The sequence below is a fragment of the Pseudomonas sp. URMO17WK12:I7 genome (assembly GCF_003269045.1).
Taxonomy (GTDB): Bacteria; Pseudomonadota; Gammaproteobacteria; order Pseudomonadales; family Pseudomonadaceae; genus Aquipseudomonas; species Aquipseudomonas putida_J.
Genome location: NZ_QLTL01000001.1, coordinates 106,497 through 129,312, shown reverse-complemented (window position 1 = coordinate 129,312; position 22,816 = coordinate 106,497). Strand labels below are relative to the sequence as shown.

Sequence of the window (22,816 nt, the reverse complement as noted above, 5' to 3'; positions counted from 1 at the left end):
CAACAAAGAACCCGCCTAGAGCGGGTTTTTTTATACCCGGAGAATGACATGGCGCAGGAATCCCGCCTGGCGGTAACGATCGACTCGCGGGGCGCCAAGCGCAATGCGGATGATCTGACAGGATCCCTGGAGCGTATGGAGCGCGCCGGTGAAGGGGCAACATCGAGCACGGACGGCCTGTCGTCCAGCCTTGACGATCAGCGCAAGGAGCTTTCGCAGCTACTTGGCCAGATCAACCCGACGGTTGCCGCGCTCGGCCGCCTGGATGACATGCAGGAGAAGCTGGCCAAGTTCAAGGGCACCAAGTTCCTCGACTCTGACACCTTCGCAGAGTACAACCAGCGCATCAACGCGCTGCGCGAAGGTATCGGCGAATCAGCTGAAGGCATGAACAAGGCGGGGATGTCGGCCAAGGCCTACCAGGCTGCGCTGCGGGGCGTGCCGGCCCAGTTCACCGACATTGCGGTCAGCCTACAGGGTGGCCAGGCTCCGCTGACCGTCTTCCTGCAGCAGGGCGGCCAGCTCAAGGACATGTTCGGCGGGATTGCGCCTGCGGCAAAGGCCCTTGGCGGCTACATCCTCGGCCTGGTCAACCCGTTCACTGTCGCCGCTGCAGCTGCTGGCGCGCTGGCAGTGGCTTATTACAAGGGGTCCGAGCAATCGGACGCTCTGCGTAATAGCCTGATCCTGACCGGAAACTACTCGAAGGCATCCGAAGCACAGCTGATCGCCCTGGCCGATTCGGCAGACCAGGTGACCGGTACGTTCGGCCAGGCAGCTGGAGCTCTGGCGCAATTGACTGCCGCCGGAGAGAACACCACCGGCAACCTGAAGCTGATCACCACTACCGCTGTCGAGATGCAGCGCGTAACCGGAAAGGCTGTAGAGGAGACGGTCGCCGAGTTCATCAAGCTCGGCAAGGATCCGGTCGCCGGAATCGTTGAGCTAGACGAGAAATACAAGTTCCTGACCGCATCGGTGTATGCCCAGATCAAGGCTCTGTCGGATCAGGGAAATGCTGTGGCTGCCGCTGACCTGGCTGAGCGCACATACGCCGAAGCGATGGGTCAGCGAACCAGCAAGATCCGCGAGAACCTAGGGCTGATCGAGCGCGGCTGGCTCAACATTAAGGATGCCACCAATGAGGTCCTTGATGCTTTTGCCAGCATCGGCCGCAAGAGCGTCGAAAGCGAAGGCAAGGTGATCACCCAGCTACAGCAGAAAATCGCCTACCTGCAGAGCACGTTGAACACGGCCTACGAGGACAACGACGCCCGCGACCGGATCGCAAGCCTGCAGGCTGAACTCAAGCAGCGCCAGGAGATCCAGCAAACCAATGCAAAAACCTTGGAAGAGGAAGAGAAGCGTCGACGCATTCAGGAGGAGGGGCGAAAGGGCCTGGATGCACTGGACACCACCTACAAAAGCTCGCTGACGCAGACCCAGCGCCTGAACAGGGAGCTGACCGATCTCGACAAGGCCCGGGCCAAGGCAGTAGCTGCTGGAGTGTTCACCGCATCGGAGGAGGCGAAGTACGCCCAGTCCCGCAAGAACATCGAGAAAGAAATCGCCGACATCAAAGAGCGCGAGGCGAAGAAGAACACGCCGAAGGGGGCCAACAAGGACGTATCCGAGGCGGAAACGACGTTCGCCCGCCTGTACAACCAGTACGATCCTGCAGCCCAGGCAGCCCGCGCCCTGACCAAGGAACAGCAGCAGCTTGACCTGGTCTTCCAGAAGGGCAAGATCAGCCAGGAGGAGTACGGCAAAGCGCTGGCCCAGGCTTCCACGAACTATGCCGCCGCTATCAAAGGCGCCCAGGGCCTGACCCAGGCCGAGCAGTACCGCGCGCAGATGGAGCGGCAGCTGGCCACCCAGCGCATGGAGTACGCCGCCCAGGCGGACGCTGTAGGCATGGGCCAGAAGGACGCCTATCGCATGCAGGAGCGCCTGCGGATCGAGCAGGAGACGAACAACCGCATCCTGCAGCTGCAGACTGAGCTGGCCAACGCCCAAGGTGAGAAACAGCGCCAGGACCTGCAAGCCCAGATCGATATCGAGCGCGAGTTCCTGCAGAAACGGGTTGCTGCACAGCGCGATGGCTGGGCCCAGATCGATCAGGCCCAGGCAGACTGGAGCAACGGTGCCCGCGGCGCTCTCCAAGACTACATGGACAGCGCCAGTGATGTGGCAGGGCAGACTCGCGACTTGTTCAGCAACGCCTTCGGCAACATGGAAGACGCCGTGGTCAACTTCGTGAAGACCGGCAAGCTGTCGTTCAAGGACTTCGCTGACCAGGTGGTGGCCGATCTCATCCGCATTCAAGTGCGCCAAGCGGCCGCTGGCTTCCTCGGTACCGCTCTTGGGTTTCTAGGCGGAGGAGGGGGCGCTGCGGCAGCTGGCAGCGGCACCATGACCGGGTTCAGTGAGACGATCTCGCGGCCTGGCTTCTCGACTGGCGGCTACACCGGTGACGGTGGCAAGTTCGAGCCGAAGGGTGTGGTACACGGTGGCGAATACGTCATCCGCAAAGAGGTGGTTAGTCAGCCCGGGGCTCGCGATTATCTGGATCGCTTGAACGCCAAAGGCTACGCCAGTGGCGGTTTCGTCGGGATGAGCCCTGCGGTTGCGGCTGCATCGGTTCCGGCAGTACCTTCTGCTGGCGCCATGCCATCCATCATTCAGCACATCAGCGTGCAAGGCACCGCAGACGAAGCGACCCTGGCCCGCATTCAGCAGGCGGCTCAGAAGGGCGCGCAGGATGGCTACAACCTGGTCCTGCGCGATTTCAAGATGAACGGGCCGGCGCGGCAGCTGATCGCCCGCAACCGATAGCAAGAAGGAGTACTGCATGGCTATCCAATGGCCGGCATCGCTGCGCCCGTCTGAAATGACGTGGGGCTTAGTCAACAACAGCCGCGCCTTTACGTCGACGCTCTCGAACGCCCAGCAGATCGTAGGGCAGCCGGGGGCGTACTGGCAGTGCACCCTGACGTTCGGTCTGCTTACCCGGCAGCAGGAGCGCGAGCTGTCGGCGTTCCTCGGGCGCCTGGACGGGCTTTTCGGCACGTTCAACCTCCCGGCGTTCACCCGAACCCGGAAGGTGAGCGTGGGAAGCCTCGCCGTCGTGTCAGGCGTGGCCCAGGCCAGGGCCATCACCGTAGCCGGTGCCGCCGCTAACACTCCGGTTTTCGCCGTGGGGGATTACCTCACGGTGGCCGGGGAGATGTTCGAAGTGGTGGAGCCTGCTGCCTCCAACGCCCAAGGCCAGGCCATCGTGTCGGTCAACAAGCGCATCCGCAAATCGCTGGTCGCCGGGACGCCGGTCGAATACCTCAACCCCTACGCCGAATGCCGCATGACCCAGGACACGTGGAACATGACGGTGCGGCCGGTGGTGGCCAGCGGCAGCTACCAGTTCAGGGAGGCTTTCTGATGCCCTCGACGTTCCCATTCAGCCAGAGCGTGGTCGATATCATCGCCACCGGCAAATTCCTCAGCGTGTACGCCTGCCAGCTCGACTTCGAGGACGGCCCGGTATACGCCCACACGGGTACCGGTGACCTGGTGATCGGTGGCATCACGTATCTGGGGGTAGGTCAGTTCGGCGAGGTCGGGCAGTCGCAGGAGAGCGACAACTCGAACTCGCCCATGTCCGTCGACCTGGCCCTGACCGGCCTGGACAGCTACATCATCACCGAGACGAACATCCGGGGCTGCCGCGGGCGTTCAGGCAAGCTCATGTTTGTGGTGTTCGACGAGCAGGGCAATTACGCCGCCGACATCCTGTTTTCCGGTCGCATGGACGCCGCCACCTTTTCCTACGCCGGCAACGGTGAGGACGGCAACAGGATCACCGTCCCGATCGTTGACCGCATGGCCGAGTGGAGCCGCACTGGCACCGAGCGGTTCACCGACGAAAACCACCGGGCCCGCCACCAGGGCGACCGGTTCTTCTACGCCATCGCCCAGATGTCCGAATGGCCCATCTACTGGGGATCCAAGAAGGACGCCCCGACGTTCACCTACGAGAAATAGCCATGCGCTACCGAGACTGGACCACACGCCTCAGCGAAGTGATCAAGGCCGCCTTAGAGCGGCCTTTTTCATGGGGCGAATTCGACTGCTGCCTGTTCGCTGCGGACTGCGCGGTAGCGGTGTGCGGTACCGACCCGGCCGAGGCGTACCGCGGCACCTACAAGACCGAGGCAGGGGCGAAGCGGGCGCTGAAGAAGCGGCACGGCAGCCTCGAGGCGGCTTGGGATGCCTGCTTCGCCAGGGTGGCGCCAGCATTCATCCAGCGCGGCGACATTGCAATGTACGAAGCGCCCGGCGGCAGGTCCATGGCCGTGTACTGGGCAAACGAATTCTGGGCGACCACTGACGACGGGGTGGCCCGCGTGGTGTGCGACCCGCTTGCAGTCTGGAGAGTCGAATAATGTCCGGTGGCGTCAGGAAGATTGCTCAGGTCGCCGTCGGCGCGGCCATTGGCTTCGTTCAAGGCGGCCCGGTGGGCGCCGTCATTGGTGCTGGCATGGCCTTCTACATGGCCGAGCAGCAGGAGAAGCTGAACACCAAGTCGCCGATCCGTGACAACGAGCCGTCGGCCCAGACCGTCCGCTCCTCCAAGGCGCCTGCGCGCTTCATCCTTGGCCGTGTAAGCACCGGTGGAGTGCTGGTGTGGGCGCAGGAGCAGGTCGGTGACCAAACCGATGGCGAGTGGCTGCACCTGGTGTACGTCCTCTGTGAAGGACCGGTCGACGCCTTGGAAAACATCTATTTGAACGAGGAGGAGATCTCCACCTATGGAGAATTGGCGTCCTATGAGCTGGTCGTCAATCCGACTCAGGTGAATGCCTTCCTCAAGGCCAACTGCCCCGACTGGAAGGACGAGCAGATCGGCCGCGGGTTGTCGTTTGTGCGCCTGTCGCTCAAATACAGTGCCGAGAAGTTCTCTGGCGTCCCTGACGCCCGATTCATCGTCCGTGGCCGCAACGACATCTACGACCCGCGCACTGGGATGTCCATCTACACCGAGAACACTGCGCTCCAAATACTCTGGTTCCTGCGTAACCGCTGCTGCGTGCCGGACGATGAGATCGTGTTCGAAACGTTCGCCAGCGGTGCCAACGTCTGCGACGAATCGGTCGCTAACCCTGACAACACCACCAGTCCGCGCTATCGCAGCAGCTGCGTTATCGGAGCCGACGAGCAGCGCACAAACGTGCTGCAGAAACTCGAGGCTGCCTGCGGCGGCCGGACCATCCGTGTCGGTGGCCGCTGGATGTTTCAGGCCGGGGCCTACTACGGCCCGTACGACTTCGAGATCACCGAGGACATGGTGATCGGCACTATCACCGGCAGCACAGAGCCGACCAATGACGCGGCGATCAACACGGTGCGCGGCACTTTCATCGACACCTCGCAATCTTGGACAGAGACTGACTATCCCGAGGTCTCCGTCGCTGCATGGGTGGTCGAAGACGGCGGCGAGGCTGCGGAAACGCTGTCTTTTTCCTATGTCAGTGACGCCTACCAAGCCCAGCGCCTGGCGAACATCGAGCTGCGCCGCCGGCGCGCTGGCGGCACCATCAGCATTCCGATGAACTTCCTGGGCTACAACTGCCGGCCGGGCCGCGCCGTTCGCGTGAACCTGCCGTCGCTGAACATGCTCGGCGAGTTCATCGTCACCAACTGGAGCATGGGCGCTGACCAAGGGTGCACGGCCCAGCTGCAGCAGTACGATGCCGCACAGTTCGACGATGCCGTGGGCCAGCCGTACAACCCCATCGGCTTCATCAGTCTCCCGGCAGGCGGTCTGGGTAGTCCGACCGGGCTCACCTGGACGGTTGACGAGTCGGCAGAGGTTACCCAAGGCGTTTTAAGCTGGGTGCAGCCGGCCGGCATTGTGACCGCATACGCTGTCACCGTACGCCAAGGCGCCAACGCGGTGCAGGCACAGCAGGTTCCCGCCACAACGCTGCAGCTGCCGATCGCCGGGCTGCCATCGGGCAACTACACGATGAGCGTGGCTGCCCTCGGCCCGCTGACCCGCTCCGGCGAGGCCAGCATCACAGTGAACATCGACGGACCTCCGATCCCGGAGGCGTGCACTGTGAGGTCCACCATTGACACCATCACACTGTTCCCGAGCAACGTGCAGCACGGATTGAACGGCGGCACCTACGAGTATTTCTTCAGCCTGGACCCGCAGGTCACCGCAGACCAGGCGACGTACCTCGGCCAGGGACTGAGCCTGACGCACACTGACCTGGCCTTCTTCACCAACTACTACTATTTCATCCGGTCGCGAAATGCCTACGGCGTCAGCGCTTTCCTGAAGATTGCTGCTTCCACCTCCACGGATGTCAGCACGATGATTGCGTCTCTGGAAGGCAAAATCCAAGAGGGCCAGCTTTGGCCAGCGCTACAAGAGCGCATCGATCTGATCGATGGAAATGGCCCGGGATCGGTCAACGAGCGCATTGGTGAGCTACGCGACGAGATCGACAATCTGGTAGATGCGCTGGCTTATGACCCAAAAAGGTCCTATCTCGAAGGCGATGCTGTTCGCGGTGGTCAGCGCCTGTATCAGGCCATTCAGGCCGTTCCGGCAGCGCCTGGTGGCGAGAATGCGCCGCCGAATCCGACCTACTGGATTGATATTGGCCAGGTGGTGGAATCTGCCAACGGCCTCGCCGCGCAAGTCGAGCGGAACACCGCGAGCATCGAGGAGCAGGATGGGCGCATCGCGGCCAACGCAGAGCAGATATCCGCTGTGCGCGCGGAGGTGGATGATCCAGTAACGGGGTTGAACGCTACGGCCAACGGCCTCAGCACCATGAAGAGCACCGTCGAGACCATCGACGGCAAGGTCACGGCAGCATCCGAGAAGCTGGATGGCGTCTATGCCCAGGTGAACCCGGACATGGCCGGCAGCACCGAAGGCTTTGCGGGCTCCGAACAGACCTACGTCGGCGTGTGGTCGGAGCAATCGGCCAGGATCGAGGACGGCATCGCCACGGCCAAGCGCATCGACACCGTGCAGGTACAGCAGGGCCAAACAAACGCTGCGGTACAGCAAGTGAGTCAAGCCGTCGTCGGCCTGGATGGGAAGGTGAGCGCCCAGGTGACCATCAAGGCTCAAACCATTGCCGGTGGTCGGAAGGTGACTTCCGGCCTCGCGCTTGGGAGCAACGGAGAAACTTCTGAGTTCCTTGCCTTCGCCCAGCGCTTTGCAGTGGTGGATGAGGTTGGCGGGCAGGTCGTGGCACCGCTGGTGGTGCAGAACGGCCAGGTGTTCATCAACACCGCGCTGATCAACCAGGCGTTTATCCAGCAGATCATTCTTGGGATGACCTTGCGATCGCAAGCCGTGGATTCACAGGGGCGACCGCTGATCGAGCTGAATATGGTCAACGGCACGTTTACCCTTCGCGGCCAGGATGCAAGCGGCAGCCTGCTGATCAATAACGGCGGGGTCTACGTCTACGACGCCAACAACATCGAGCGTACGGCGGTGGGGAGGATGACGACATGACGGACGTGTACGGCCTGCGGACGCGAGATGCGTCCGGGGCCATCACCCTGGACACCACCATTACCCCGATCCGTTCGCTGAAGATGATGCAGGTCACCGGTAACAACGCGCTGGACCAGTACATCGCGATACCTGAGATACAGGCCGCCTCGTTCGTGGTAGTTGACTCGCTGTTTGATGGGGGAGATAGCGGCTCTTACAGCCCTCAGGCCTGGTACTCAATGGGTCAGCTGCAACTTCGTCGCCCCATGACTAGGCAGTGGCAGGTGATGATTCTGTCTCAGGGCGGAGAGCCTTTCGCAGCGCCGGGCAGCTACGGAATTCGGGCTAACAACAATAACGTAAAGACCCAGATTGACGCAGTTAATAGAATTTTGACGGTTCGCTATAACGGCGGGTTGAACTTAGGCCAGCAGGGGCCTGGTTCGGGTTCGTTCATCCAGTGGGGTGAGGTGACATTCCCCGCACCGATAACTACCTATGAGCGACCCTTGGTGTTCTTTAACGCTGCTGACTACATGATGATCGGGAACTTCTACGTCAGAGGATCGCCAGGGAACTGGACGGGTTTTCGTATCAAGGCGTTTCCGTCGAGGCCCGCACATGGCGACATAGCCCTGTACCCGATGGCTATTAAATGGTTCTGCGCGAGTTACATGACGCCAAATACGCCTGTCGGTGAATATGGAGCTTCGGTGAAAGATGCCTCCGGCAATCGCCTGTTCATGACATCGGCAAATCTGTCTCTGCTCAACAGCCAGCCAGCGACAAACTCTTTCGCTACTGCCGGTACGCCGATCACTGGGACCGGCTACTACGCATCCCCTGCCCAGATGGCCTGGACGGGAAGCTTCGATGATTACGTGCTGGGCAACGCACTTTTCTCCAGCACCAACGTTGGGCAAACGACACAACCTGTCCGTGCAAACTTCGGTGGGTTTCTCTCGGGAAACAGAAGCGTGCTGCAGATGTACTGCGAAAATTTCGATGGGATAAACGCTGTGAGCGTCAATGGCCGAACTCTTTTCGCCTCTCGCCCAATGAAACCCCTATAGGACCTCAAATGGCTAAACAGACGATCAACCTCGGTACTGCTCCGACGGGCGTGGGCGGTGATACACCGCGAAGCGCAAACACCAAGGTCAACCAGAACTTTGACGAGGTGTATCAGTTACTCGGCAATCTCGGCGATGCATCCACTAAGAACGTGGGAACCAGCGCCGGGCAGGTCATGGGGGTTGGCGCCGGCGGCTTGCTCGGCGCCGCTCCTTCAATCACGAACCTGCACAACGTATTCAATACCGAGTTCCGCAGTTCTGCAGTTGCATCGAACTCGCCGCCTGGAGGGGATGGTTACTACAACCTAATGCATATTCGGGCGGGCGTGGACTCCCGGTGGACCACGGTCCTGGCCCAAGAGATCAACGGCTATCGGCTGGCGTTCAAGACCGTGGCTATTGATCAGTCGGCGGCCACTGCTTGGTCGACGATCTACCACTCCAACAACACAACCCGCGCCGCTGACGGCACGCTGAAGGCGATCTGACCATGGCAAGAGCAGCAATCAACATCAAGGGCGACGGCTCCATCCTCGACATCACGTCGCTCGGCAAGGCCGATATCATCGTCGAACACCCCGGCCCCGGCCAGTACCTGGTGTCCGGCACGCTGGGCATGTGCCCTCCGCCGGAAGGCTGGGGCTACGTGATTAATCAGATGGACGCAGGCGCATCGGTGGCCACCAGCTTTGCCGATGACGTGCTCCTGGTGAGCGTGGCCAAGGACGGCGAGCCGGCGGACCTGCTGCACAGCATCACGCTGCACGTGTCGGTGGAGGAGCTGCCGGTGCCGTTGCCGCCCGAGCCGTTACCGGCCGATCCGCTGCAGCAGGCGCAGGAGGAATTGGCCAGGCTGCGGTCGATTGCCGACGCCGCCATTGCGCCGCTACAGGATGCTGTCGATCTGGAGGAGGCGACCGAGGCAGAAATCGCGCTGCTGAAGGAGTGGAAGCGCTTCCGGGTAGCGCTGAACCGCCTGCCTGAGCAATCGGGCTATCCAGCCAATATTGAATGGCCAAACCCACCTTTGTGACTTCCGCAACCCATCATCCACTGCATGGCGGTAGGACTTACATGGTGGAGCATATGCCAATTTACCAGCTGGACTAGCGGATACAGTTTACAGCAAGTGAATGTTTTACTAAGGTTCAGCGAAAGAGATTGCTATCCTTGGAAGCTATAAGTGTGGTTGTTTAAGGTGAACGTATACTACGGCGCTATATTCATAGTTGTCAGGGAGTTCCTCGCTGTCAATTGCTGCGCCGATTTTCTCGAAAATGGTGGTAAGAATAGCTTTTTCTTGGGACGGCTTTATAGCTACGCTGACTCCGTGCATGCCCCAGTTCATATTTCCCGGCTGAACGACCTCAGTTTGTATTCCTGAGCTTGAAAGTGTTTCGGAAAGAATATTTGCGTATTGAATTATTTCAGGTTGAGGAAGCATGGCTTTAATCAGGACTTTTCCTGTTATCGATTTCTTAGTGTTCAGTTCTTTTATTTCCATAATCTGAACGGGTGACAGTGTTCTTTGCCCTAGCCTGGCTTCTAATTTCATTCTGCTTTGAGTTTCTTTTTCTAGAGCGATAGATAATTGCAGATTCTCTGATCGAAGTATTTCGGCTTTTAGGTTGGCGCTTTGTGCGGATTCATTTGCCAGGGCGCCAACTGCTCGCGCATTCTCAATCTTCATCTCGGTCTCTTTGCCGATGAATGTAGAAGATATGTAAACTAAAGCGCCGCAAACGGCGGTTGCCAAAGCGGCAATTATTGTAACAATGGAAGCGTATGTATAAATGCTTTGCGTCGTTTCTGCCGAAAATGGCCACATAGTATAAGCACCGGCGAAGGTTGAGGTGGGTGGATATTAGCATCTGCCAGAGGCACAGGGACTACTCTCGCGTGGCAAGTGCTGTAGTTTCTCGCTTCTTTACAGCCCCTTTTGGGGCATATCTGAACACGATCTGGAAAGCTATATCACCGAAATCGAGAGCCCATGCCCCCGGCCTGACCCTCACGCCACTTACCGCCGCCTGGCGGTATTTTTTTGTCTGGAGAAAACCTATGACGCAATCTCAGCCCCGGGGGATCCGTAATCGGAATCCCGGCAACATCGACTACAACTCGCGCAACGACTGGCAGGGTCAGATCGGCAAGGAGCCTGGTGGCCGCTTCGCCATCTTCGACACGCCCGAGAACGGCATCCGCGCCCTGGGCAAGCTGCTCATCAACTACCGGGGTAAGGACGGCATGCCCGGCGTGGGCGGGAAGGGCATCGACACAGTGCTGGAGACCATCAACCGCTGGGCGCCGAGCAACGAGAACGACACCCAGGCCTATGCAACTGCTGTGGCCAAGCGCATTGGCGTGCGCACCACCGACCCGATCGACATCCGACACCCGCCCACGCTTAAGGGGATGGTGCTCGGCATCATCGTGCACGAGAACGGCGGCAACCCTTATGCGCCGGCGATTATCGACGAAGGTGTGCGGAGGGCGCTGGCATGAAGTCTTTGGCCATCAGAGTGGCAGTTCTGCTGGCGCTGCTGGCTTCGTACTGGGGCGCCTACCAGCACGGACGATCGGTGGAGCGGGCCGAGGCCGCTACCGAAGCTGCAAAACGCGATAGCGGGGATCGACTGGCCGAAGTGATCGGCGAGCGCAGCGCCCGCAACGAAGAACAACGACGCGCCACGGCGCAGGAGGAGGCGAGAGTCCATGCTCAGGAAGAACGTACGATTGCTGATGCTGGTGCTGCTGACGCCGATGCTGCTGGTCAGCGGCTGCGCGACGAAGGCGCCAAGCTCGCCGCCTCCGTCAGTTGCCCCGGCACGGATACCGCCGCTATCGCCAGAGGCCAGGCAGCCACCCGCGCCGCCATGGTGCTCTCCGAACTGCTCGCACGGGCTGATGCTCGAGCGGGAGAGCTGGCGAAAGCTTATGACCAAGCCCGAATAGCGGGCCAGCTCTGCGAGAGGTCCTATAATGGGTTGATCAACTGATCGGAGCAGGTAATGGAGAAGCGCACCTTCATCGGGATGATTGAGGCGGGAGAACCCTTGTTGAAGGAGGCTCTGGATGCCATGCGGGCGTATCACCAGGCGCAGGATGAAGGGAAGCCCGCTGAGGAAATCGAGCGGCTGCACCTGCTGGCCGAGTCCCTATTCCAAGTGGTCTGCGATTACCAACTGCGGGTTGTGGCCAAAGCGCGCGGCAAGGAACTGCCGCCTCTCCACTGAGGCCGCCGACCGGCTATTGCTGTCGGTGCGATCCGGGCTATACGATACTGTATCGATATACAGTATTGGTGCCCTATGTACTTCCTTCTCGTCCGCCGCCGTGTGAATGGCCTGGCCATCCCCTCTGATCAGCTCAGGAAGATCCAGCCTCTACGCGCCGACATCCACATCGGCGACCACCACAGCGAACCGCTGGGCAGGGTCGCCACCCAAGCCTGGGTGTTCAACCCGACGCCAGGACCAGACGTCATCCCTCGGCTGCACGACGCGAAGGTCAACGGCATGGCCCAGCTCGGCATGAACATCAACGGGGTCGAGGACATCGACGGCGTGCTGTATGCGCAGTCGTGGTGGTGCAGGGCGGAATGATGGCCGGGATACCGCAAGCATGGCTGGATGAACTGAACGACCAATTCGCCCTGGTCACCGATCCAGACGGGCGTGCTGCCGTGCTAGATGAGATGGCCTATGCGGCCCATCGTCGACGAGAGGTGAGCGCCGAGGACCTGGTCGACATGCTGGAGCTGTCCGAAGCTGCCAGAGCCTGGGGATTGCTGGAGATCGAGGAGGCGTACCACATCGGTCTGTTCAGTTACGAGAATTTGAAAAGCTGGGAAGGTGACGAGCCAGGATGGATCGTGATCGGCAGAACGCCGGGGTGGGGCGCATAGGCTGTCTAAAACCGCTCGAAAGCTTCTCGGTTTTACTGGGCGAAACTCGCCCAAACTCGCCAATGCATATTAGACAGGATGGACGCATAGGCCGCTTTTGGCGCGGCCTGAGGTCGATTTGCCACACTACTGCTGCAGTACTGGAAGGTAGCCTACGGCAAGGAGGGCGCCAGTAGAATTGACGCCTGACCTAGGTAATCCCAAGCTGCAACAGCGAAGGAAATCATTCCTACCCAGAAAGCGACCAGTCCTATTAGGCCAGAAGCCCATGCGCACCTGTCCCACCAAGCCGAAATTTCCCAATCTTTGTCCTTCTCGATCATCTCTCGCCAACGCTCGCCCGTTACATAGTCCCGAGCTAGAACCAACAGCAACGCAGCTGAAAAAAGAAGGATCGCGATCGTTAGGCTCACCCATGCCCACCTAGCAGAAGACAGAATGGTAGCCGGGAGACCAATTTTCTCAGAGAAAAATGCCGAGCAGGTGGCCAGCGCGCCGCCGCTAATTACAAATAGAAGCTTGATGACTTCAAGGGCATAACCAATAGTCGCCTTCTGGTGCTTGTCATGTCGCGCTACCTCTTCTGTATCCCATGCCACGCCCTTCACTCCGTCAGTGGATCGATAACGGATCTTACCGTTTTGAGGTTGACCTGATAGGAAAATCGATTCCAAAACTGAAGCGGCGACCCTTGCGGTATGCGGCCTGTAGCCGTGCCGTTTCGTCTTTGTTTTGGAATCGATTTCGACCCTGACACCACATGTATTGGGGGTTTGTACCACGGTCTTGAAAACCGTCGATGGGCAACTATCCTAGAGTTCGAATCTCTACGCTTCCGCCATATTCAAAGCCCTGATTATTCAGGGCTTTTTGCGTTTCTGGAGGGCGGAAACTTGACGCTTAAAAGGCCAAGTGTTCCGCAACTTTTCGATGGTGTTCCGCAACTCTTCCGTAAAAAAGGTTTCATCGGTTGGTTTCACGATCTCCCGACGCGGCGGTAAACGGTCTGCGTGATCCGCTTATCCGTGTGCCCTAGTAGCCTACTCGCGTGCGCCAGGTCTTCAATGTCGCTCGCTGCTTTAGGGCGGATATCGCGAAACTGGAATTGACGAATGCTGTCGGCCAGGACGCTATCAAGGTCCTCCATCGCTTTGGCGGCGGCCTTGGATCTAGCATCATCAACGCGAAGGCGTAGCATCGCTGGCATCACGTTGCGGCCGTCCTCTGTCACTATGAGGTACGGGTTGCGAACCCCTCGGCTTGCGTTGGTTCAGAAGGCGCTGCACCAGTATCCCCAGCTGGCAGGTCTCTATTTCCGACTCAAGACTTATCCTCCTTTTTTGTCGTTTTTCCCTGAGCGAAGTGCAGAAAGTCATCAACCACGTCTGTCGCCCGGGTGGCCCGTGCATCCGCTGGACGTTGACGGGTCAGATAGCCCAAATCCATGGCATCGCGCAGCTCGGAAGCGGCTTGCTCGTGGACAGCAGCCCAGATCGCCGGCCCTGCATAGAAGTCCCTAGGTGTCTCCTTGTTTTTGCGGATACCGGTCGCGGGGTTTGGGCGGTCAGTAATGCCCCACTCCCTTGCCATGTTGAATATGTGAGAGAGAAGGGCGATCTCTCGATTCGCCCTGACCTTGCCTGTCCGTCTATCTCGATACTGGCCAAGTACTTGAGGTGTAATCAGCTCCTGCAGGCACAGGGATTGCTTGGCCGCCATATCGCGGCAGTGAATAGAGGGGAGAGGGAATTGCCGATTGTCCGATTCAGCTCACAGATCTGCTCGGCGGATTTGCGGAAAATCGGGCGTTCGCTATGGTGGCAATTAACCACCTAACTACAACTAAAGTCGTAGGAGAGCGGCATGAGAATTCGCGGTGATGTGTTTTGGGATTGGGCAGACCCCACGTTGCACCATCGCACTCACGACGAGACGCTCGCCGATGGAACCTACATCGATGTTCAGGTGCGACTGTCGCGGACAGGCAACACGCAGCTGTTCATCGGGGTATATGCACCCGGTGGCATGCCCGTCCACGAGGAGGCCTTTGATTCTCGGCCTGGTGAGTCGATGACCAAGGCTCTGGCGTGGGGCGTGGGGCGCGCACGGTGGATCGCAGTAGAGAGTATTGGTACTCGTGGAACAAGCGCAGCTGCGAAGTGACCCTTTAGATGTAAAAAAATGTAACGCTCACGTTCTGCAGTAGATTCAGCGGGGCAGCTGTGTATGCTGCCTCTCTGGTCAAGATTTGAAAGTGAAGGGTTCGTTCCATGCGTAATCGCGGCACCGTTTATTGGGAGTGGGCCAACCCGGAGTTGCATTTTCGCAACTACGATGAGCGCTTGCCCTGCGGCACTCTGATCAACATCCAAGCGCGTCTTTCTTTAGAGAACGTCACGCAACTTTTCATAGGCATCTACGGGGATAAGGGTGTGCCGTTGCTTGAAGAGCATCATCCAGATTGCCGTGGACAGAAATTGTCTGTGGCCATGGCTTGGGCGCTCGAGCGTGCAGTCGATTGGGTCGCCGTGAGGTTTCCAGCCCCAACTATCCCAGGGCCAGAACCGCTTCCACGCAAAGGCTCACGCCTTCATAAGTAACGATGTCTTGCAAACGGAACGCTCGTTAGAAAGGATTAGTCGTATCTCCATCGGAGGCGCAATCGAGGCGCCCAGTTGGAGAGAGTAATGAGCCTTCAAGCCACCAGTCATGACCTTTACGTGCATACCTACCTTGGATACCAGGCATCAATCTACGTGCTCTGGGGGGCGAGTGATGAGTCTCCCACCGGCATGTTGGTTGAAGTGGGGAAACCAGGCGGTACCCCGAGAACGCTACGAGCGAGTCGGCAATTTTCTTCTTCTACAGAAGCCATTCTTGAAGGAAAGGTAATGGCCGAGCAGTACGTTCAGAATCAGGCCGGCAGATCCTGAGCTACGTCTTGGACCTCGCGTGCATAGCGCTCACTCCGCCCTCGTTCATGAAACACTCAGGGTGAATTTGCGGGGCTGGCTGGCCATAACTGAGAACGTACAAGTGATCGGGCAGGCCGTAATCCTTTTGCATCTGGGTGATGGTCCGATGAGCAACCGTGCCGGTGTCGTCGCGGGCCTCGTCCACCTCGCGGAGCAGAACTGTATCGCCGACGGCGAATAGGGGAAGGCGCCGGATGCTGGCACGGCGCCACGTTTTGCGGGAGGGGTAGTTCTTTGATATAACGCCCGGCCATTTCACAGGAAGGAACCTCATGAAACGCACCATCATTGGAGCAATGCTTGTCGCAGTAACCTCGCTTTCTCTCAGCGGCTGCTTCGAGGCAGAGGCCGAACAGAAGCCGAAGGAACAGAAGGAAGTCAGCGACAAGTTCTATGAGATCTCGGAACCTGATGAAAGCCAGGATCAGGGGTTCAAGCCATGATGCGCTCGCTTACATTGGCGCTCACTGGGGCGTTAGCTGTAGGACTAGTCGGCTGTAAAGAAAACGCCGCCGACACTGCCGCCTACGAACCCACTGCCGAGCACTGCCAGCCCGACTACCTGAAAGCGCTTCCAGACAACAAGGCTCGCGAAGACCTGGTAGAGAAGTGCATGACTGGTGGCTCGTACAAGAAGTCCGAACCGAAGACCTGGTAACGTCCACTCGTCTTCAGTCAGCGCCGCCACATTGGGCGGCGTTTTCGTTTTCGGGGAAGGCGCTGGCGGGCAGCGCCGAGTTTTTGATGAACTTCTGAGAAGCGATTCTGCTCTGAGCTTTGCACCGCGAAATGCATGCTTCGCGGCCTACAAGCTCAACAATTGCTCGCGGAAGTTCAGGAATGTTCTCGGAAGATTTTTACGGCGTGTACCTCGTTGCCGAGGTAGTGCTCGTGGTTGCAGTTCTGGCCGTTGCGCTGCATTTCAGCCAAGACACGTAGTTTGGTCGCTGGCGGGCAGCGCCGGAGGGTCAGGTGGTCGCGCGAACTTTGAAGCTCAGCATGGCGGTTGCGTCGTCGTTGAAGTACACCGCCAGTTCCTGATACGCCCTGTACTTGGCCTGACTGCGTGTCGCCGCCCACACGCGCTGAACGTAATGGCGGGCATCGCCAAGCATGTACCTGGCGTCATCCCAGTCGTACATGCAGTTGGTGAGCACTTCCCACTGCTTGAGCGGCAGCGTCTGGGCTATTTCGCCGTACTGCATCTCTCACGTTGGGTGGTAGTTGCGGATGCGCTTCTTCGGGTCGCTGTCGAGGATGGCGCCGATGCAGTGGCCGCGGTCGGCAATGATGACGCCTGGCTCACCGTTGGCGATCACGCGGCGCCCGATCTCGGCGGGCACGTTGTAGTGGCTGCGCACGTAGGCGCAATTGAAGTCGTTCATGGCTTTCTCCATATAAGTCCTCGTCACTGTTCCGGAAGGAAAAAGCTTGCGCGCTTACACCCATGCACCTGGCCGCAAGGGCGTAGTTGCAGGCAGGGTGCAGCGTCATCGCCTCGCCCTGCTGCTCGATCAACTTGGTCAACTACGTCAATGAAAACTACCAGGCGAATGACCGTATCGTGGTCAGCGACCTTTTCTGGTATTTCGGCTATGTCTACTACAACAAGACTGGTTCGGTGCCGCTGCTCTATACACCGCCCCAGGCCAATGGCGCTTCCGGGCGACCAGGTAATTATGGGTTTGGCACACTGGTCAACAATGAGGCCGACAAGATCTATCTCGACAGCCTCGAAAAACTACCCGTCGGTCAAACCAGAGTGTGGTTGGTGAGCAACAGCGCACCGCCCGATGATTTCGCGCCCATTCCGAATAATTGGAACAAGGTCAGCACGCTAAAAGTTGGCGATACCCAAGTACGCCTTTATACGTTGGGGGGGCAGTAGACGTCTTGGGGGTGCGCGGGAGCGTTCACGTCGTCATACCAAACCAGGCGCTCGATGCGATAGATTGTCCAGGTCTTGGAAAATCCATCAGGAAAGAGATGAGAAAGTACCTCAATCTGGCTGTCGCATTGCTCGCCCCGTTGGTGGTCGCTGCCTGCACGACAACGGGCGCGGGCACGCCGCCTGGCGAAGATCAGATCACAAGCCCCACGTATAGCAGAAGTGACTTGTACGGCCTCTGGTACTCCAACGCCGATGACGGCACCTCCCAGGCGCTGGCGCTGTTGCTGCTCAAGGCGGATGGGTCGGCAACCGACTTTCTGATCGTTACTGAAAAGAACGCGATGCAAAAAATCGTACAGCAGTCGTCGTGGTCGTATGACGCTGAACGCAATGTGTTCGAGCAAACCGTCAGCGAAGTCTCCACTCAGAACGGCAAAGCCCCCGCGACCATCACGCATCCGCAGGAAGTCATCCGGGCATCGGTCGAGCTGGTAAAACTGGATAACAAAGTGATGGGCATCAAATTCAAGCGGGAAGATGGCGAGGTCACCGGTTACCTCAAAGGCAGTGCCGCCATGCTCGAAAAGCTCAAGCGCATCCAGTAAGCGTTATCCCGTGGTGCCTTAGCGTTGCGCTTTCTGCCGCTGCGAACGCTGCAGACGGGTAACCACGATCTGCACGCAGGCTGCCACCAGGCACAGCACGCCGATTTTCCAGTTGCCCTCAAGCGCAAAATGCTCGGCCAGTTTCCCCGCGAGGATCACGCTCACAAAGATGGCCACAGGCAGGATCAGTTTGTTCATCAGGTTTTCCAGGGAGGGGCAAAGAAAGGCCCAAGTCTACTGCACTGGGGCTTGCCCCGTGACAACAGCCACCAATAAGCGCTTCCCCGTGGCTCAGCTTCAGGCATCATGCACCCGAGCCCCACTCGAAAGCCGACCCTTGCCAATGACCGACAGCACCAAATCCAACCGCGCCATCTATGACCTGGACATGCTCCGCGCCGTGGTCATGGTGGCCGACTGTGGCAGCTTTACCACCGCTGCCGCGCGCCTGCATTCCACCCAGTCCACGGTCAGCCAGAAGGTGCGCCGGCTGGAGGAAATGGTCGGCCATCAGCTGCTCGACCGCAGCAACCGCGAGGTACACCCGACCGACGCCGGTGAAACCCTGTTGCGCTATGCGCGGCATCTGCTCACGGTGAGCAACCAGCTGAGCGAAGCGATGTCGGGTGGGGTTTCGGTCACGGTGCGTATCGGCCTGCCGGACGACTTTGTTGCGGGCAAGACGATGCAGGCGCTGGCAGCGTTCAACCGGCTCAACCCGACGGTCAAGCTGGAGATCACCGGTGGCCTGAGCCGTGACCTGATGAGCACCTACGACAGGGGCGAACTGGACCTGGTGCTGGTCAAGCAGCGGCGCCACAGCCGCGAGGCCAACGCTTGCCAGCCGGAGCGTATCGAGTGGATCGACAGCGCGCAGTACCCCAGCTTCGCCCAGGACCCGATCCCGCTGGTGACCTTTCCGCCGCGTGGTCTGTACCGCGATGACATGATCAGCGCGGTCGAGGCCATGGGCCGTAGTTGGCGCATTGGCTTCACCAGTTCGAGCCTGGCGGGAATCCAGGCGGCGGTGGCCAATGGCCTGGGCGTCAGCCTGTTGCCGTCGCGGGTGGTGACGCCTGGGCATCGGGTGCTCGGGGCAGAGGAAGGGTTCAAGCCGATTCGGGTGTTCGAGGCGGCGATCTTCCATCGGCCCACGGCGGACCCGATGGTCAAGGAATTGGCCGAGATCCTGATTGGCATCCTGCGCGCCGAAGCTGAGTAAGAGCCCGCGTTTGGTGTAGGAGCGGCCTTGTGTCGCGAAAGGGCTGCTCAGCAGCCCCTGTAATTCATGCATGTGCGCTGAAATCTTGGGGCTGCTGCGCAGCCCTTTCGCGACACAAGGCCGCTCCTACAAGCGCTCGCGTTAGCGAGCCGATTAGCGACGCAGCTCGGTGGCGAACTGCGCGGCCTTCAGTTGCAGCTGTGCAGGCCCGCCCCAGAACGCGCCATGGCGCACGATCAGCCGTTCGTGGATGGCTGCGGCCACGGCCGCGGCAGCATTGGGCGCCTTGAACAGCACGAAGCTGGCTTCGTTACCCACCTGCAACCCGTAATCCTGCTTGCCCATTACCCCGGCACTGGCCACGGTCGCCATCTCCAGTGCTACCCGCAGTTCCTCGTCGGTATTGAAACCCGAGCGGTAGCTGACCAGCATCGCCCGTTGCAGCATGTCGCCGTTGCCATAGGGCCACCAGGCGTCCTGGATGTTGTCGTTGCCGGTGAACACCCGCACGCCACCGGCGCGCAGGCGCAGCACGGGCGGGAAGGCGTGTTCGCCGGGGGCATTGGTCATGATCGACACGCCGGCACGGGCCAGCATTTCAGCGCAGCGGTCGACCACCGCGTCGCTGACGTCGCCCAGGCCATAAGCATGGCTGACCGCCACCAGGCCTTGCATGCCCAGCGCCTGGGTGCGGGTGGCGATGCGTTCGAGCTGGGCGATGCAGATATCGCCTGGTTCGTGCAGGTGGATGTCGGCCTTCACGCCATGCCGGTCGGCAATGCCGAAAACGATATCAAGCTGGGCGTCGGCATCGCCGTCCAGGGTGGTCGGGTCGATGCCGCCAACGACCTGCACGCCTTCACGTACGGCAGCTTCCATCACCTCAGCGGTGCCGGGGCAGGTCACCACCCCGGCCTGCGGGAAGGCCACCAGCTCGATGTCGATCAGGTCTTTCCATTTTTCACGGGCCTCGAGCATGGCGTGCAGGTTGGTCAGGCCGGTGGTGGCGTCGACGTCCACGTGGCAGCGCATGGCCAAGGTGCCGAAAGAGGCGGCCTGGCGCATCAGCGCATCGGCGCGCTCGACAATCGGCGGGGCGCTGGCAAGCTCGCGCTTTTCCACGGCCAGCCGTTCGCGCAGGCTGGCGACCGGCTGGTGCGGGCGCCAGCGGTCGCCGACGAAACTCTTGTCCAGGTGGATGTGGCCGTCGACGAAGCCGGGCAGCGCCAGCAGGCCTTCGAGGTCGATGGTCTCGGCGGCGGCGATGCCAGCGCGTTGCGGGCCGATGTGGCTGATGCGGCCGTTGCGCACGGCGATGTTCAGGGGCTGGCCATCGGCATCGATGGCATTGATGAACTCACGGTCGTTCATGATGGGGGCCTTTTTTCCGAGGCTTGGGTAGCGTCATACGGTAGGGAGGATCCAGCCCCCTCACAAATTAATTATCAGGATCGACCACAGTGCATTTCTTGATGCAGGCAACGGCCACTGGCCTGCATTAAAAAGTCCACTGAAGTCGATTCCGATAATTAACTTTCAAAGCCTTCGGTCTCGGCCCAGGATGGCCTTCGTGACCGGCCCGGCCGCCTGCTACGGCGCTTTCGGGGCGGGACAACACCCACAATAAAAACAAATGCCGTGTCGGAGTCCTCCCATGATCAATGATTCCAAGCTGCTGCGTGCCGCCTTGATTTTCATTGCCTGTACTTCATTCATCGTCTGTGGTGTGCAACCCATTTTCATGGGTTTGGTCACCGAGCAGCTGAGCCTGTCACTCGACCAGCAGGGCTGGGTGGTGTCGGTCGAGATGATTGGCATGACCCTGGGCACCTTGCTGTGCCCGATCCTGATGAAGCGCCACGGTGGGCGCAGCCTGTGCCTGTGGTTTGGCGCGCTGTGCGTGGCCCTGAGCATTGCCACGGCCTTCGCCAGCAGCAACACGCTGTTGCTGGTCGTACGCCTGGCGGCCGGCACCTGTGCGGGGCTGGTGTATGCCTATGCGGTCTCGACGCTGGGCCGTTTGCCCAACCAGGACCGTTCGTTCGGCCTGATGCTGCTCCTGCAGACGCCAGAGTACTCGCTGTTTTCCGCAGCGTTGCCGATGCTCGCAGCACAGAGCGGGACGGTGACCGCGTTGTGCGCGTTCGGCCTGTGGTACCTGCTGATCTGCGGCGCCAGCCTGGTGTTGCCGCGTCGCCCGACGGTGTCGCTGGCAAGCGGCGAGGGCTCTTCGGCCCAAGGTGGCTCGGCGCGCACGGGGCGCACGGCGCTGGTGGGCATGCTGTTCATGCAGATCGCCATCTATTGCGTGTGGGGCTTCATCGACCAGCTGGCGCGTGACCAGGGCATCGACGCTGTCGATATCGGCTGGGCGTTTGGCCTGTCGGCCATTGGTGGCTTGCCTGGGGCCGGGCTGCCGAGCCTGCTGGGGGCGCGGGTCAACCGCCAGCTGATGATCGCGCTGGGGCTGATTGCCGTGTTCATCTCCATTGCCATGCTCACTGGCCACGCCCGCACGCCGATGCAGTTGTTTGTGGCGTTGCTGCTGATCAACTTTGGCTGGGTGCTGTCGTTGTCGTACTACATGGCGCTCATCACCACCAACGACCCGACCGGCAAGCTCACGCCGCTGGTCAGCATTACCCTGATGGGGGCGGCGGCGGTGACCCCGGCGCTGATCGCCCTGCTGGTGGAGGGCTCCAACCAGCAACTGATCTTCCTGTTGGGCACCGGGGCGCTGGTGATTGCCTTTGCCGTGACCTGCCTGGGGGCGGGCAGCAGGGAACTGCGCCGCAAGGCTGCGATCTGAACTGCAGTCTGAACCAGCCCGTGGGGGTGATGGTCATTCAATAGACACATTACCCCCCTACAGTCGGGACAGGAGCCTTGCCCGGCTCCAGCCCGGCCAACCTAATGGGAACGCGCGCGCATGAAGGCAATGGACACTGCAACAGCCAGACGCAAAGGTATCAAGCTTCGCGCCACGGTGATCTACCGCAGGGATGGCGAGGTGCTGTTCGTACGCAAGCGCAATGCCAAATGGAACCTGCCTGGCGGTACGGTGGAGCGTGATGAAACGCCGTTGGAGGCAGCGCACCGCGAGATGGCCGAAGAAACCGGCCTGGCGTTCGACGAGCTGCGCTACATCGCCGAGTTCAGGGAGGAGAAGGTCATCCACTACCTGTTCGAAGCCCGCAAGGCCGCAGCCAAGCCGCGCCCTGGCAACGAAATCGAGGCTTGCCGCTGGATCAAGCCAAAGGCGGTATCGAAGCGCCGGGTCAGGCGCCCGATCAAGACCATTCTCAAGCGCTGCGCTTGAGCGGGCGCCCTGGCAAGAAGGCCCCGCGCTGACGGGGCGTTTGCCTTTCTACTGCAGCGTCGGCGGTTTGGCCGCCGCGGGCAATGCAGCCACTACGGATTCGATCCGCGTAATTTCACGCGCCAGCCGCTCGGCTTCCTTGTGCTTGCCTTGGGCCTTCAAGCGGTCCCGCTCGCGGCGCAGGTTGAGCAAATGCTTCTGCAAGGCCAGGCCAGATCTATTGTATTGATCCATGTTTCTCTCATGCCATTGGCGTCCGTGCCGTTGTAGGAAAAACGGACCGTAGCAGCCATAAAATC

At 60.0% G+C, this 22,816-nt stretch carries 28 protein-coding genes and 2 pseudogenes; 23 read left to right on the top strand and 7 right to left on the bottom strand.

The window, feature by feature from the left end:
• The first annotated feature begins 48 nt into the window (after positions 1 to 48).
• Genes H040_RS00630 through H040_RS00595 form a run of 8 tightly spaced genes read left to right on the top strand, consistent with a single transcriptional unit; the run spans position 49 to position 9,631 of the window.
• Entirely contained in the window at positions 49 to 2,835 is a 2,787-nt protein-coding gene (locus H040_RS00630) for a phage tail tape measure protein (protein WP_050437243.1), read from the top strand.
• Positions 2,836 to 2,851: 16 nt separating this feature from the next.
• Positions 2,852 to 3,436, top strand: a complete 585-nt coding sequence (locus H040_RS00625; protein ID WP_027919812.1) for a hypothetical protein — start codon at positions 2,852 to 2,854, stop codon at positions 3,434 to 3,436.
• Complete coding sequence (locus tag H040_RS00620; RefSeq protein WP_027919813.1) at positions 3,436 to 4,038, top strand: hypothetical protein; 603 nt, start codon at positions 3,436 to 3,438, stop codon at positions 4,036 to 4,038. The genes H040_RS00625 and H040_RS00620 overlap by 1 nt, the downstream gene beginning before the upstream one ends.
• 2 nt (positions 4,039 to 4,040) lie before the next feature.
• A complete protein-coding gene (locus H040_RS00615) occupies positions 4,041 to 4,439 on the top strand; it encodes a DUF6950 family protein (protein ID WP_027919814.1) in 399 nt (132 codons plus the stop codon).
• On the top strand, positions 4,439 to 7,540 hold the full coding sequence (locus tag H040_RS00610; protein WP_027919815.1) for a phage tail protein: 3,102 nt from the start codon (positions 4,439 to 4,441) through the stop codon (positions 7,538 to 7,540). The genes H040_RS00615 and H040_RS00610 overlap by 1 nt, the downstream gene beginning before the upstream one ends.
• Positions 7,537 to 8,595 (top strand): hypothetical protein, encoded by a 1,059-nt coding sequence (locus H040_RS00605; RefSeq protein ID WP_027919816.1) that lies wholly within the window; start codon positions 7,537 to 7,539, stop codon positions 8,593 to 8,595. Before H040_RS00610 ends, H040_RS00605 begins: the two co-directional genes overlap by 4 nt.
• 8 nt (positions 8,596 to 8,603) lie before the next feature.
• Positions 8,604 to 9,086, top strand: a complete 483-nt coding sequence (locus H040_RS00600) for a hypothetical protein (RefSeq protein ID WP_027919817.1) — start codon at positions 8,604 to 8,606, stop codon at positions 9,084 to 9,086.
• A gap of 2 nt (positions 9,087 to 9,088) precedes the next feature.
• Positions 9,089 to 9,631, top strand: coding sequence for a tail fiber assembly protein (locus tag H040_RS00595; protein WP_027919818.1), 543 nt, complete (start codon positions 9,089 to 9,091; stop codon positions 9,629 to 9,631).
• 144 nt (positions 9,632 to 9,775) lie between these two features.
• On the opposite strand, the gene H040_RS27190 is transcribed toward H040_RS00595, so the two are convergent.
• Positions 9,776 to 10,426 (bottom strand): hypothetical protein, encoded by a 651-nt coding sequence (locus H040_RS27190; protein ID WP_143512498.1) that lies wholly within the window; start codon positions 10,424 to 10,426, stop codon positions 9,776 to 9,778.
• A 233-nt stretch (positions 10,427 to 10,659) separates the two neighbouring features.
• Between H040_RS27190 and H040_RS00590 the strand changes: the two genes are divergently transcribed.
• From H040_RS00590 to H040_RS00570, 5 genes are all read left to right on the top strand, one after another.
• On the top strand, positions 10,660 to 11,103 hold the full coding sequence (locus tag H040_RS00590; RefSeq protein WP_027919819.1) for a structural protein P5: 444 nt from the start codon (positions 10,660 to 10,662) through the stop codon (positions 11,101 to 11,103).
• Entirely contained in the window at positions 11,100 to 11,597 is a 498-nt protein-coding gene (locus tag H040_RS00585) for a DUF2514 domain-containing protein (protein WP_027919820.1), read from the top strand. Before H040_RS00590 ends, H040_RS00585 begins: the two co-directional genes overlap by 4 nt.
• A 12-nt stretch (positions 11,598 to 11,609) precedes the next feature.
• Complete coding sequence (locus tag H040_RS00580; protein ID WP_027919821.1) at positions 11,610 to 11,834, top strand: hypothetical protein; 225 nt, start codon at positions 11,610 to 11,612, stop codon at positions 11,832 to 11,834.
• Between the two features lie 75 nt (positions 11,835 to 11,909).
• The gene (locus tag H040_RS00575; RefSeq protein WP_027919822.1) at positions 11,910 to 12,203 is read left to right on the top strand and encodes a hypothetical protein; all 294 of its coding nucleotides are present in this window, start codon (positions 11,910 to 11,912) and stop codon (positions 12,201 to 12,203) included.
• Positions 12,200 to 12,505 carry a hypothetical protein gene (locus H040_RS00570; protein ID WP_027919823.1) on the top strand — a complete coding sequence of 102 codons (306 nt, stop codon included), beginning with the start codon at positions 12,200 to 12,202 and terminating at the stop codon, positions 12,503 to 12,505. Before H040_RS00575 ends, H040_RS00570 begins: the two co-directional genes overlap by 4 nt.
• A 152-nt stretch (positions 12,506 to 12,657) precedes the next feature.
• Here H040_RS00570 and H040_RS00565 read toward each other — a convergent pair whose 3' ends face one another.
• Together H040_RS00565 and H040_RS00560 are read right to left on the bottom strand one after the other, a co-directional pair.
• A complete protein-coding gene (locus H040_RS00565) occupies positions 12,658 to 13,104 on the bottom strand; it encodes a hypothetical protein (RefSeq protein ID WP_050437244.1) in 447 nt (148 codons plus the stop codon).
• Positions 13,105 to 13,473: 369 nt separating this feature from the next.
• Positions 13,474 to 14,194: pseudogene (locus H040_RS00560) on the bottom strand (integrase); the annotation flags it as partial.
• A 174-nt stretch (positions 14,195 to 14,368) separates the two neighbouring features.
• On the opposite strand from H040_RS00560, the gene H040_RS27595 reads away from it, so the two are divergent.
• The 5 genes from H040_RS27595 to trbK all read left to right on the top strand — a co-directional run bounded on the left by H040_RS27595 (position 14,369) and on the right by trbK (position 16,138).
• Positions 14,369 to 14,668: a hypothetical protein gene (locus H040_RS27595; protein ID WP_027919825.1), complete on the top strand. Its 300-nt coding sequence runs from the start codon at positions 14,369 to 14,371 to the stop codon at positions 14,666 to 14,668.
• Between the two features lie 107 nt (positions 14,669 to 14,775).
• Positions 14,776 to 15,105, top strand: a complete 330-nt coding sequence (locus H040_RS00550; RefSeq protein WP_081784317.1) for a hypothetical protein — start codon at positions 14,776 to 14,778, stop codon at positions 15,103 to 15,105.
• An 87-nt stretch (positions 15,106 to 15,192) separates the two neighbouring features.
• Positions 15,193 to 15,438 (top strand): hypothetical protein, encoded by a 246-nt coding sequence (locus H040_RS00545; protein ID WP_033696381.1) that lies wholly within the window; start codon positions 15,193 to 15,195, stop codon positions 15,436 to 15,438.
• Positions 15,439 to 15,752: 314 nt separating this feature from the next.
• Positions 15,753 to 15,923 carry a hypothetical protein gene (locus tag H040_RS27340; protein WP_155954357.1) on the top strand — a complete coding sequence of 57 codons (171 nt, stop codon included), beginning with the start codon at positions 15,753 to 15,755 and terminating at the stop codon, positions 15,921 to 15,923.
• The gene (gene trbK, locus H040_RS00535; protein ID WP_033696383.1) at positions 15,920 to 16,138 is read left to right on the top strand and encodes an entry exclusion lipoprotein TrbK; all 219 of its coding nucleotides are present in this window, start codon (positions 15,920 to 15,922) and stop codon (positions 16,136 to 16,138) included. The genes H040_RS27340 and trbK overlap by 4 nt, the downstream gene beginning before the upstream one ends.
• Before the next feature lie 310 nt (positions 16,139 to 16,448).
• On the opposite strand, the pseudogene H040_RS27590 reads toward trbK, so the two are convergent.
• A pseudogene (locus tag H040_RS27590) lies at positions 16,449 to 16,865 on the bottom strand (hypothetical protein).
• 134 nt (positions 16,866 to 16,999) lie between these two features.
• On the opposite strand from H040_RS27590, the gene H040_RS00525 reads away from it, so the two are divergent.
• Both H040_RS00525 and H040_RS00520 read left to right on the top strand, forming a co-directional pair.
• Positions 17,000 to 17,368 (top strand): hypothetical protein, encoded by a 369-nt coding sequence (locus H040_RS00525; protein WP_143512497.1) that lies wholly within the window; start codon positions 17,000 to 17,002, stop codon positions 17,366 to 17,368.
• Between the two features lie 98 nt (positions 17,369 to 17,466).
• Positions 17,467 to 17,976: a hypothetical protein gene (locus H040_RS00520; RefSeq protein WP_143512496.1), complete on the top strand. Its 510-nt coding sequence runs from the start codon at positions 17,467 to 17,469 to the stop codon at positions 17,974 to 17,976.
• Positions 17,977 to 17,994: 18 nt separating this feature from the next.
• Here H040_RS00520 and H040_RS00515 read toward each other — a convergent pair whose 3' ends face one another.
• Positions 17,995 to 18,174 (bottom strand): hypothetical protein, encoded by a 180-nt coding sequence (locus H040_RS00515; protein ID WP_033696384.1) that lies wholly within the window; start codon positions 18,172 to 18,174, stop codon positions 17,995 to 17,997.
• 145 nt (positions 18,175 to 18,319) lie between these two features.
• On the opposite strand from H040_RS00515, the gene H040_RS00510 reads away from it, so the two are divergent.
• Complete coding sequence (locus H040_RS00510) at positions 18,320 to 19,198, top strand: LysR substrate-binding domain-containing protein (protein WP_027919831.1); 879 nt, start codon at positions 18,320 to 18,322, stop codon at positions 19,196 to 19,198.
• Between the two features lie 153 nt (positions 19,199 to 19,351).
• On the opposite strand, the gene H040_RS00505 is transcribed toward H040_RS00510, so the two are convergent.
• Positions 19,352 to 20,569, bottom strand: a complete 1,218-nt coding sequence (locus tag H040_RS00505; protein ID WP_027919832.1) for an amidohydrolase family protein — start codon at positions 20,567 to 20,569, stop codon at positions 19,352 to 19,354.
• Between the two features lie 283 nt (positions 20,570 to 20,852).
• On the opposite strand from H040_RS00505, the gene H040_RS00500 reads away from it, so the two are divergent.
• Entirely contained in the window at positions 20,853 to 22,007 is a 1,155-nt protein-coding gene (locus H040_RS00500) for an MFS transporter (RefSeq protein ID WP_027919833.1), read from the top strand.
• Between the two features lie 129 nt (positions 22,008 to 22,136).
• On the top strand, positions 22,137 to 22,517 hold the full coding sequence (locus H040_RS00495) for an NUDIX hydrolase (RefSeq protein ID WP_027919834.1): 381 nt from the start codon (positions 22,137 to 22,139) through the stop codon (positions 22,515 to 22,517).
• A 48-nt stretch (positions 22,518 to 22,565) separates the two neighbouring features.
• On the opposite strand, the gene H040_RS00490 is transcribed toward H040_RS00495, so the two are convergent.
• A complete protein-coding gene (locus tag H040_RS00490) occupies positions 22,566 to 22,751 on the bottom strand; it encodes a hypothetical protein (RefSeq protein ID WP_027919835.1) in 186 nt (61 codons plus the stop codon).
• Positions 22,752 to 22,816: the final 65 nt, after the last annotated feature.

Coding starts and splice junctions, on each gene's coding strand:
- H040_RS00630 (WP_050437243.1), top strand. CDS start 49: ATGGCGCAGGAATCCCGCCTGGCGGTAACGATCGACTCGCGGGGCGCC.
- H040_RS00625 (WP_027919812.1), top strand. CDS start 2,852: ATGGCTATCCAATGGCCGGCATCGCTGCGCCCGTCTGAAATGACGTGG.
- H040_RS00620 (WP_027919813.1), top strand. CDS start 3,436: ATGCCCTCGACGTTCCCATTCAGCCAGAGCGTGGTCGATATCATCGCC.
- H040_RS00615 (WP_027919814.1), top strand. CDS start 4,041: ATGCGCTACCGAGACTGGACCACACGCCTCAGCGAAGTGATCAAGGCC.
- H040_RS00610 (WP_027919815.1), top strand. CDS start 4,439: ATGTCCGGTGGCGTCAGGAAGATTGCTCAGGTCGCCGTCGGCGCGGCC.
- H040_RS00605 (WP_027919816.1), top strand. CDS start 7,537: ATGACGGACGTGTACGGCCTGCGGACGCGAGATGCGTCCGGGGCCATC.
- H040_RS00600 (WP_027919817.1), top strand. CDS start 8,604: ATGGCTAAACAGACGATCAACCTCGGTACTGCTCCGACGGGCGTGGGC.
- H040_RS00595 (WP_027919818.1), top strand. CDS start 9,089: ATGGCAAGAGCAGCAATCAACATCAAGGGCGACGGCTCCATCCTCGAC.
- H040_RS27190 (WP_143512498.1), bottom strand. CDS start 10,426: ATGTGGCCATTTTCGGCAGAAACGACGCAAAGCATTTATACATACGCT.
- H040_RS00590 (WP_027919819.1), top strand. CDS start 10,660: ATGACGCAATCTCAGCCCCGGGGGATCCGTAATCGGAATCCCGGCAAC.
- H040_RS00585 (WP_027919820.1), top strand. CDS start 11,100: ATGAAGTCTTTGGCCATCAGAGTGGCAGTTCTGCTGGCGCTGCTGGCT.
- H040_RS00580 (WP_027919821.1), top strand. CDS start 11,610: ATGGAGAAGCGCACCTTCATCGGGATGATTGAGGCGGGAGAACCCTTG.
- H040_RS00575 (WP_027919822.1), top strand. CDS start 11,910: ATGTACTTCCTTCTCGTCCGCCGCCGTGTGAATGGCCTGGCCATCCCC.
- H040_RS00570 (WP_027919823.1), top strand. CDS start 12,200: ATGATGGCCGGGATACCGCAAGCATGGCTGGATGAACTGAACGACCAA.
- H040_RS27595 (WP_027919825.1), top strand. CDS start 14,369: ATGAGAATTCGCGGTGATGTGTTTTGGGATTGGGCAGACCCCACGTTG.
- H040_RS00550 (WP_081784317.1), top strand. CDS start 14,776: ATGCGTAATCGCGGCACCGTTTATTGGGAGTGGGCCAACCCGGAGTTG.
- H040_RS00545 (WP_033696381.1), top strand. CDS start 15,193: ATGAGCCTTCAAGCCACCAGTCATGACCTTTACGTGCATACCTACCTT.
- H040_RS27340 (WP_155954357.1), top strand. CDS start 15,753: ATGAAACGCACCATCATTGGAGCAATGCTTGTCGCAGTAACCTCGCTT.
- trbK (WP_033696383.1), top strand. CDS start 15,920: ATGATGCGCTCGCTTACATTGGCGCTCACTGGGGCGTTAGCTGTAGGA.
- H040_RS00520 (WP_143512496.1), top strand. CDS start 17,467: ATGAGAAAGTACCTCAATCTGGCTGTCGCATTGCTCGCCCCGTTGGTG.
- H040_RS00515 (WP_033696384.1), bottom strand. CDS start 18,174: ATGAACAAACTGATCCTGCCTGTGGCCATCTTTGTGAGCGTGATCCTC.
- H040_RS00510 (WP_027919831.1), top strand. CDS start 18,320: ATGACCGACAGCACCAAATCCAACCGCGCCATCTATGACCTGGACATG.
- H040_RS00505 (WP_027919832.1), bottom strand. CDS start 20,569: ATGAACGACCGTGAGTTCATCAATGCCATCGATGCCGATGGCCAGCCC.
- H040_RS00500 (WP_027919833.1), top strand. CDS start 20,853: ATGATCAATGATTCCAAGCTGCTGCGTGCCGCCTTGATTTTCATTGCC.
- H040_RS00495 (WP_027919834.1), top strand. CDS start 22,137: ATGGACACTGCAACAGCCAGACGCAAAGGTATCAAGCTTCGCGCCACG.
- H040_RS00490 (WP_027919835.1), bottom strand. CDS start 22,751: ATGGATCAATACAATAGATCTGGCCTGGCCTTGCAGAAGCATTTGCTC.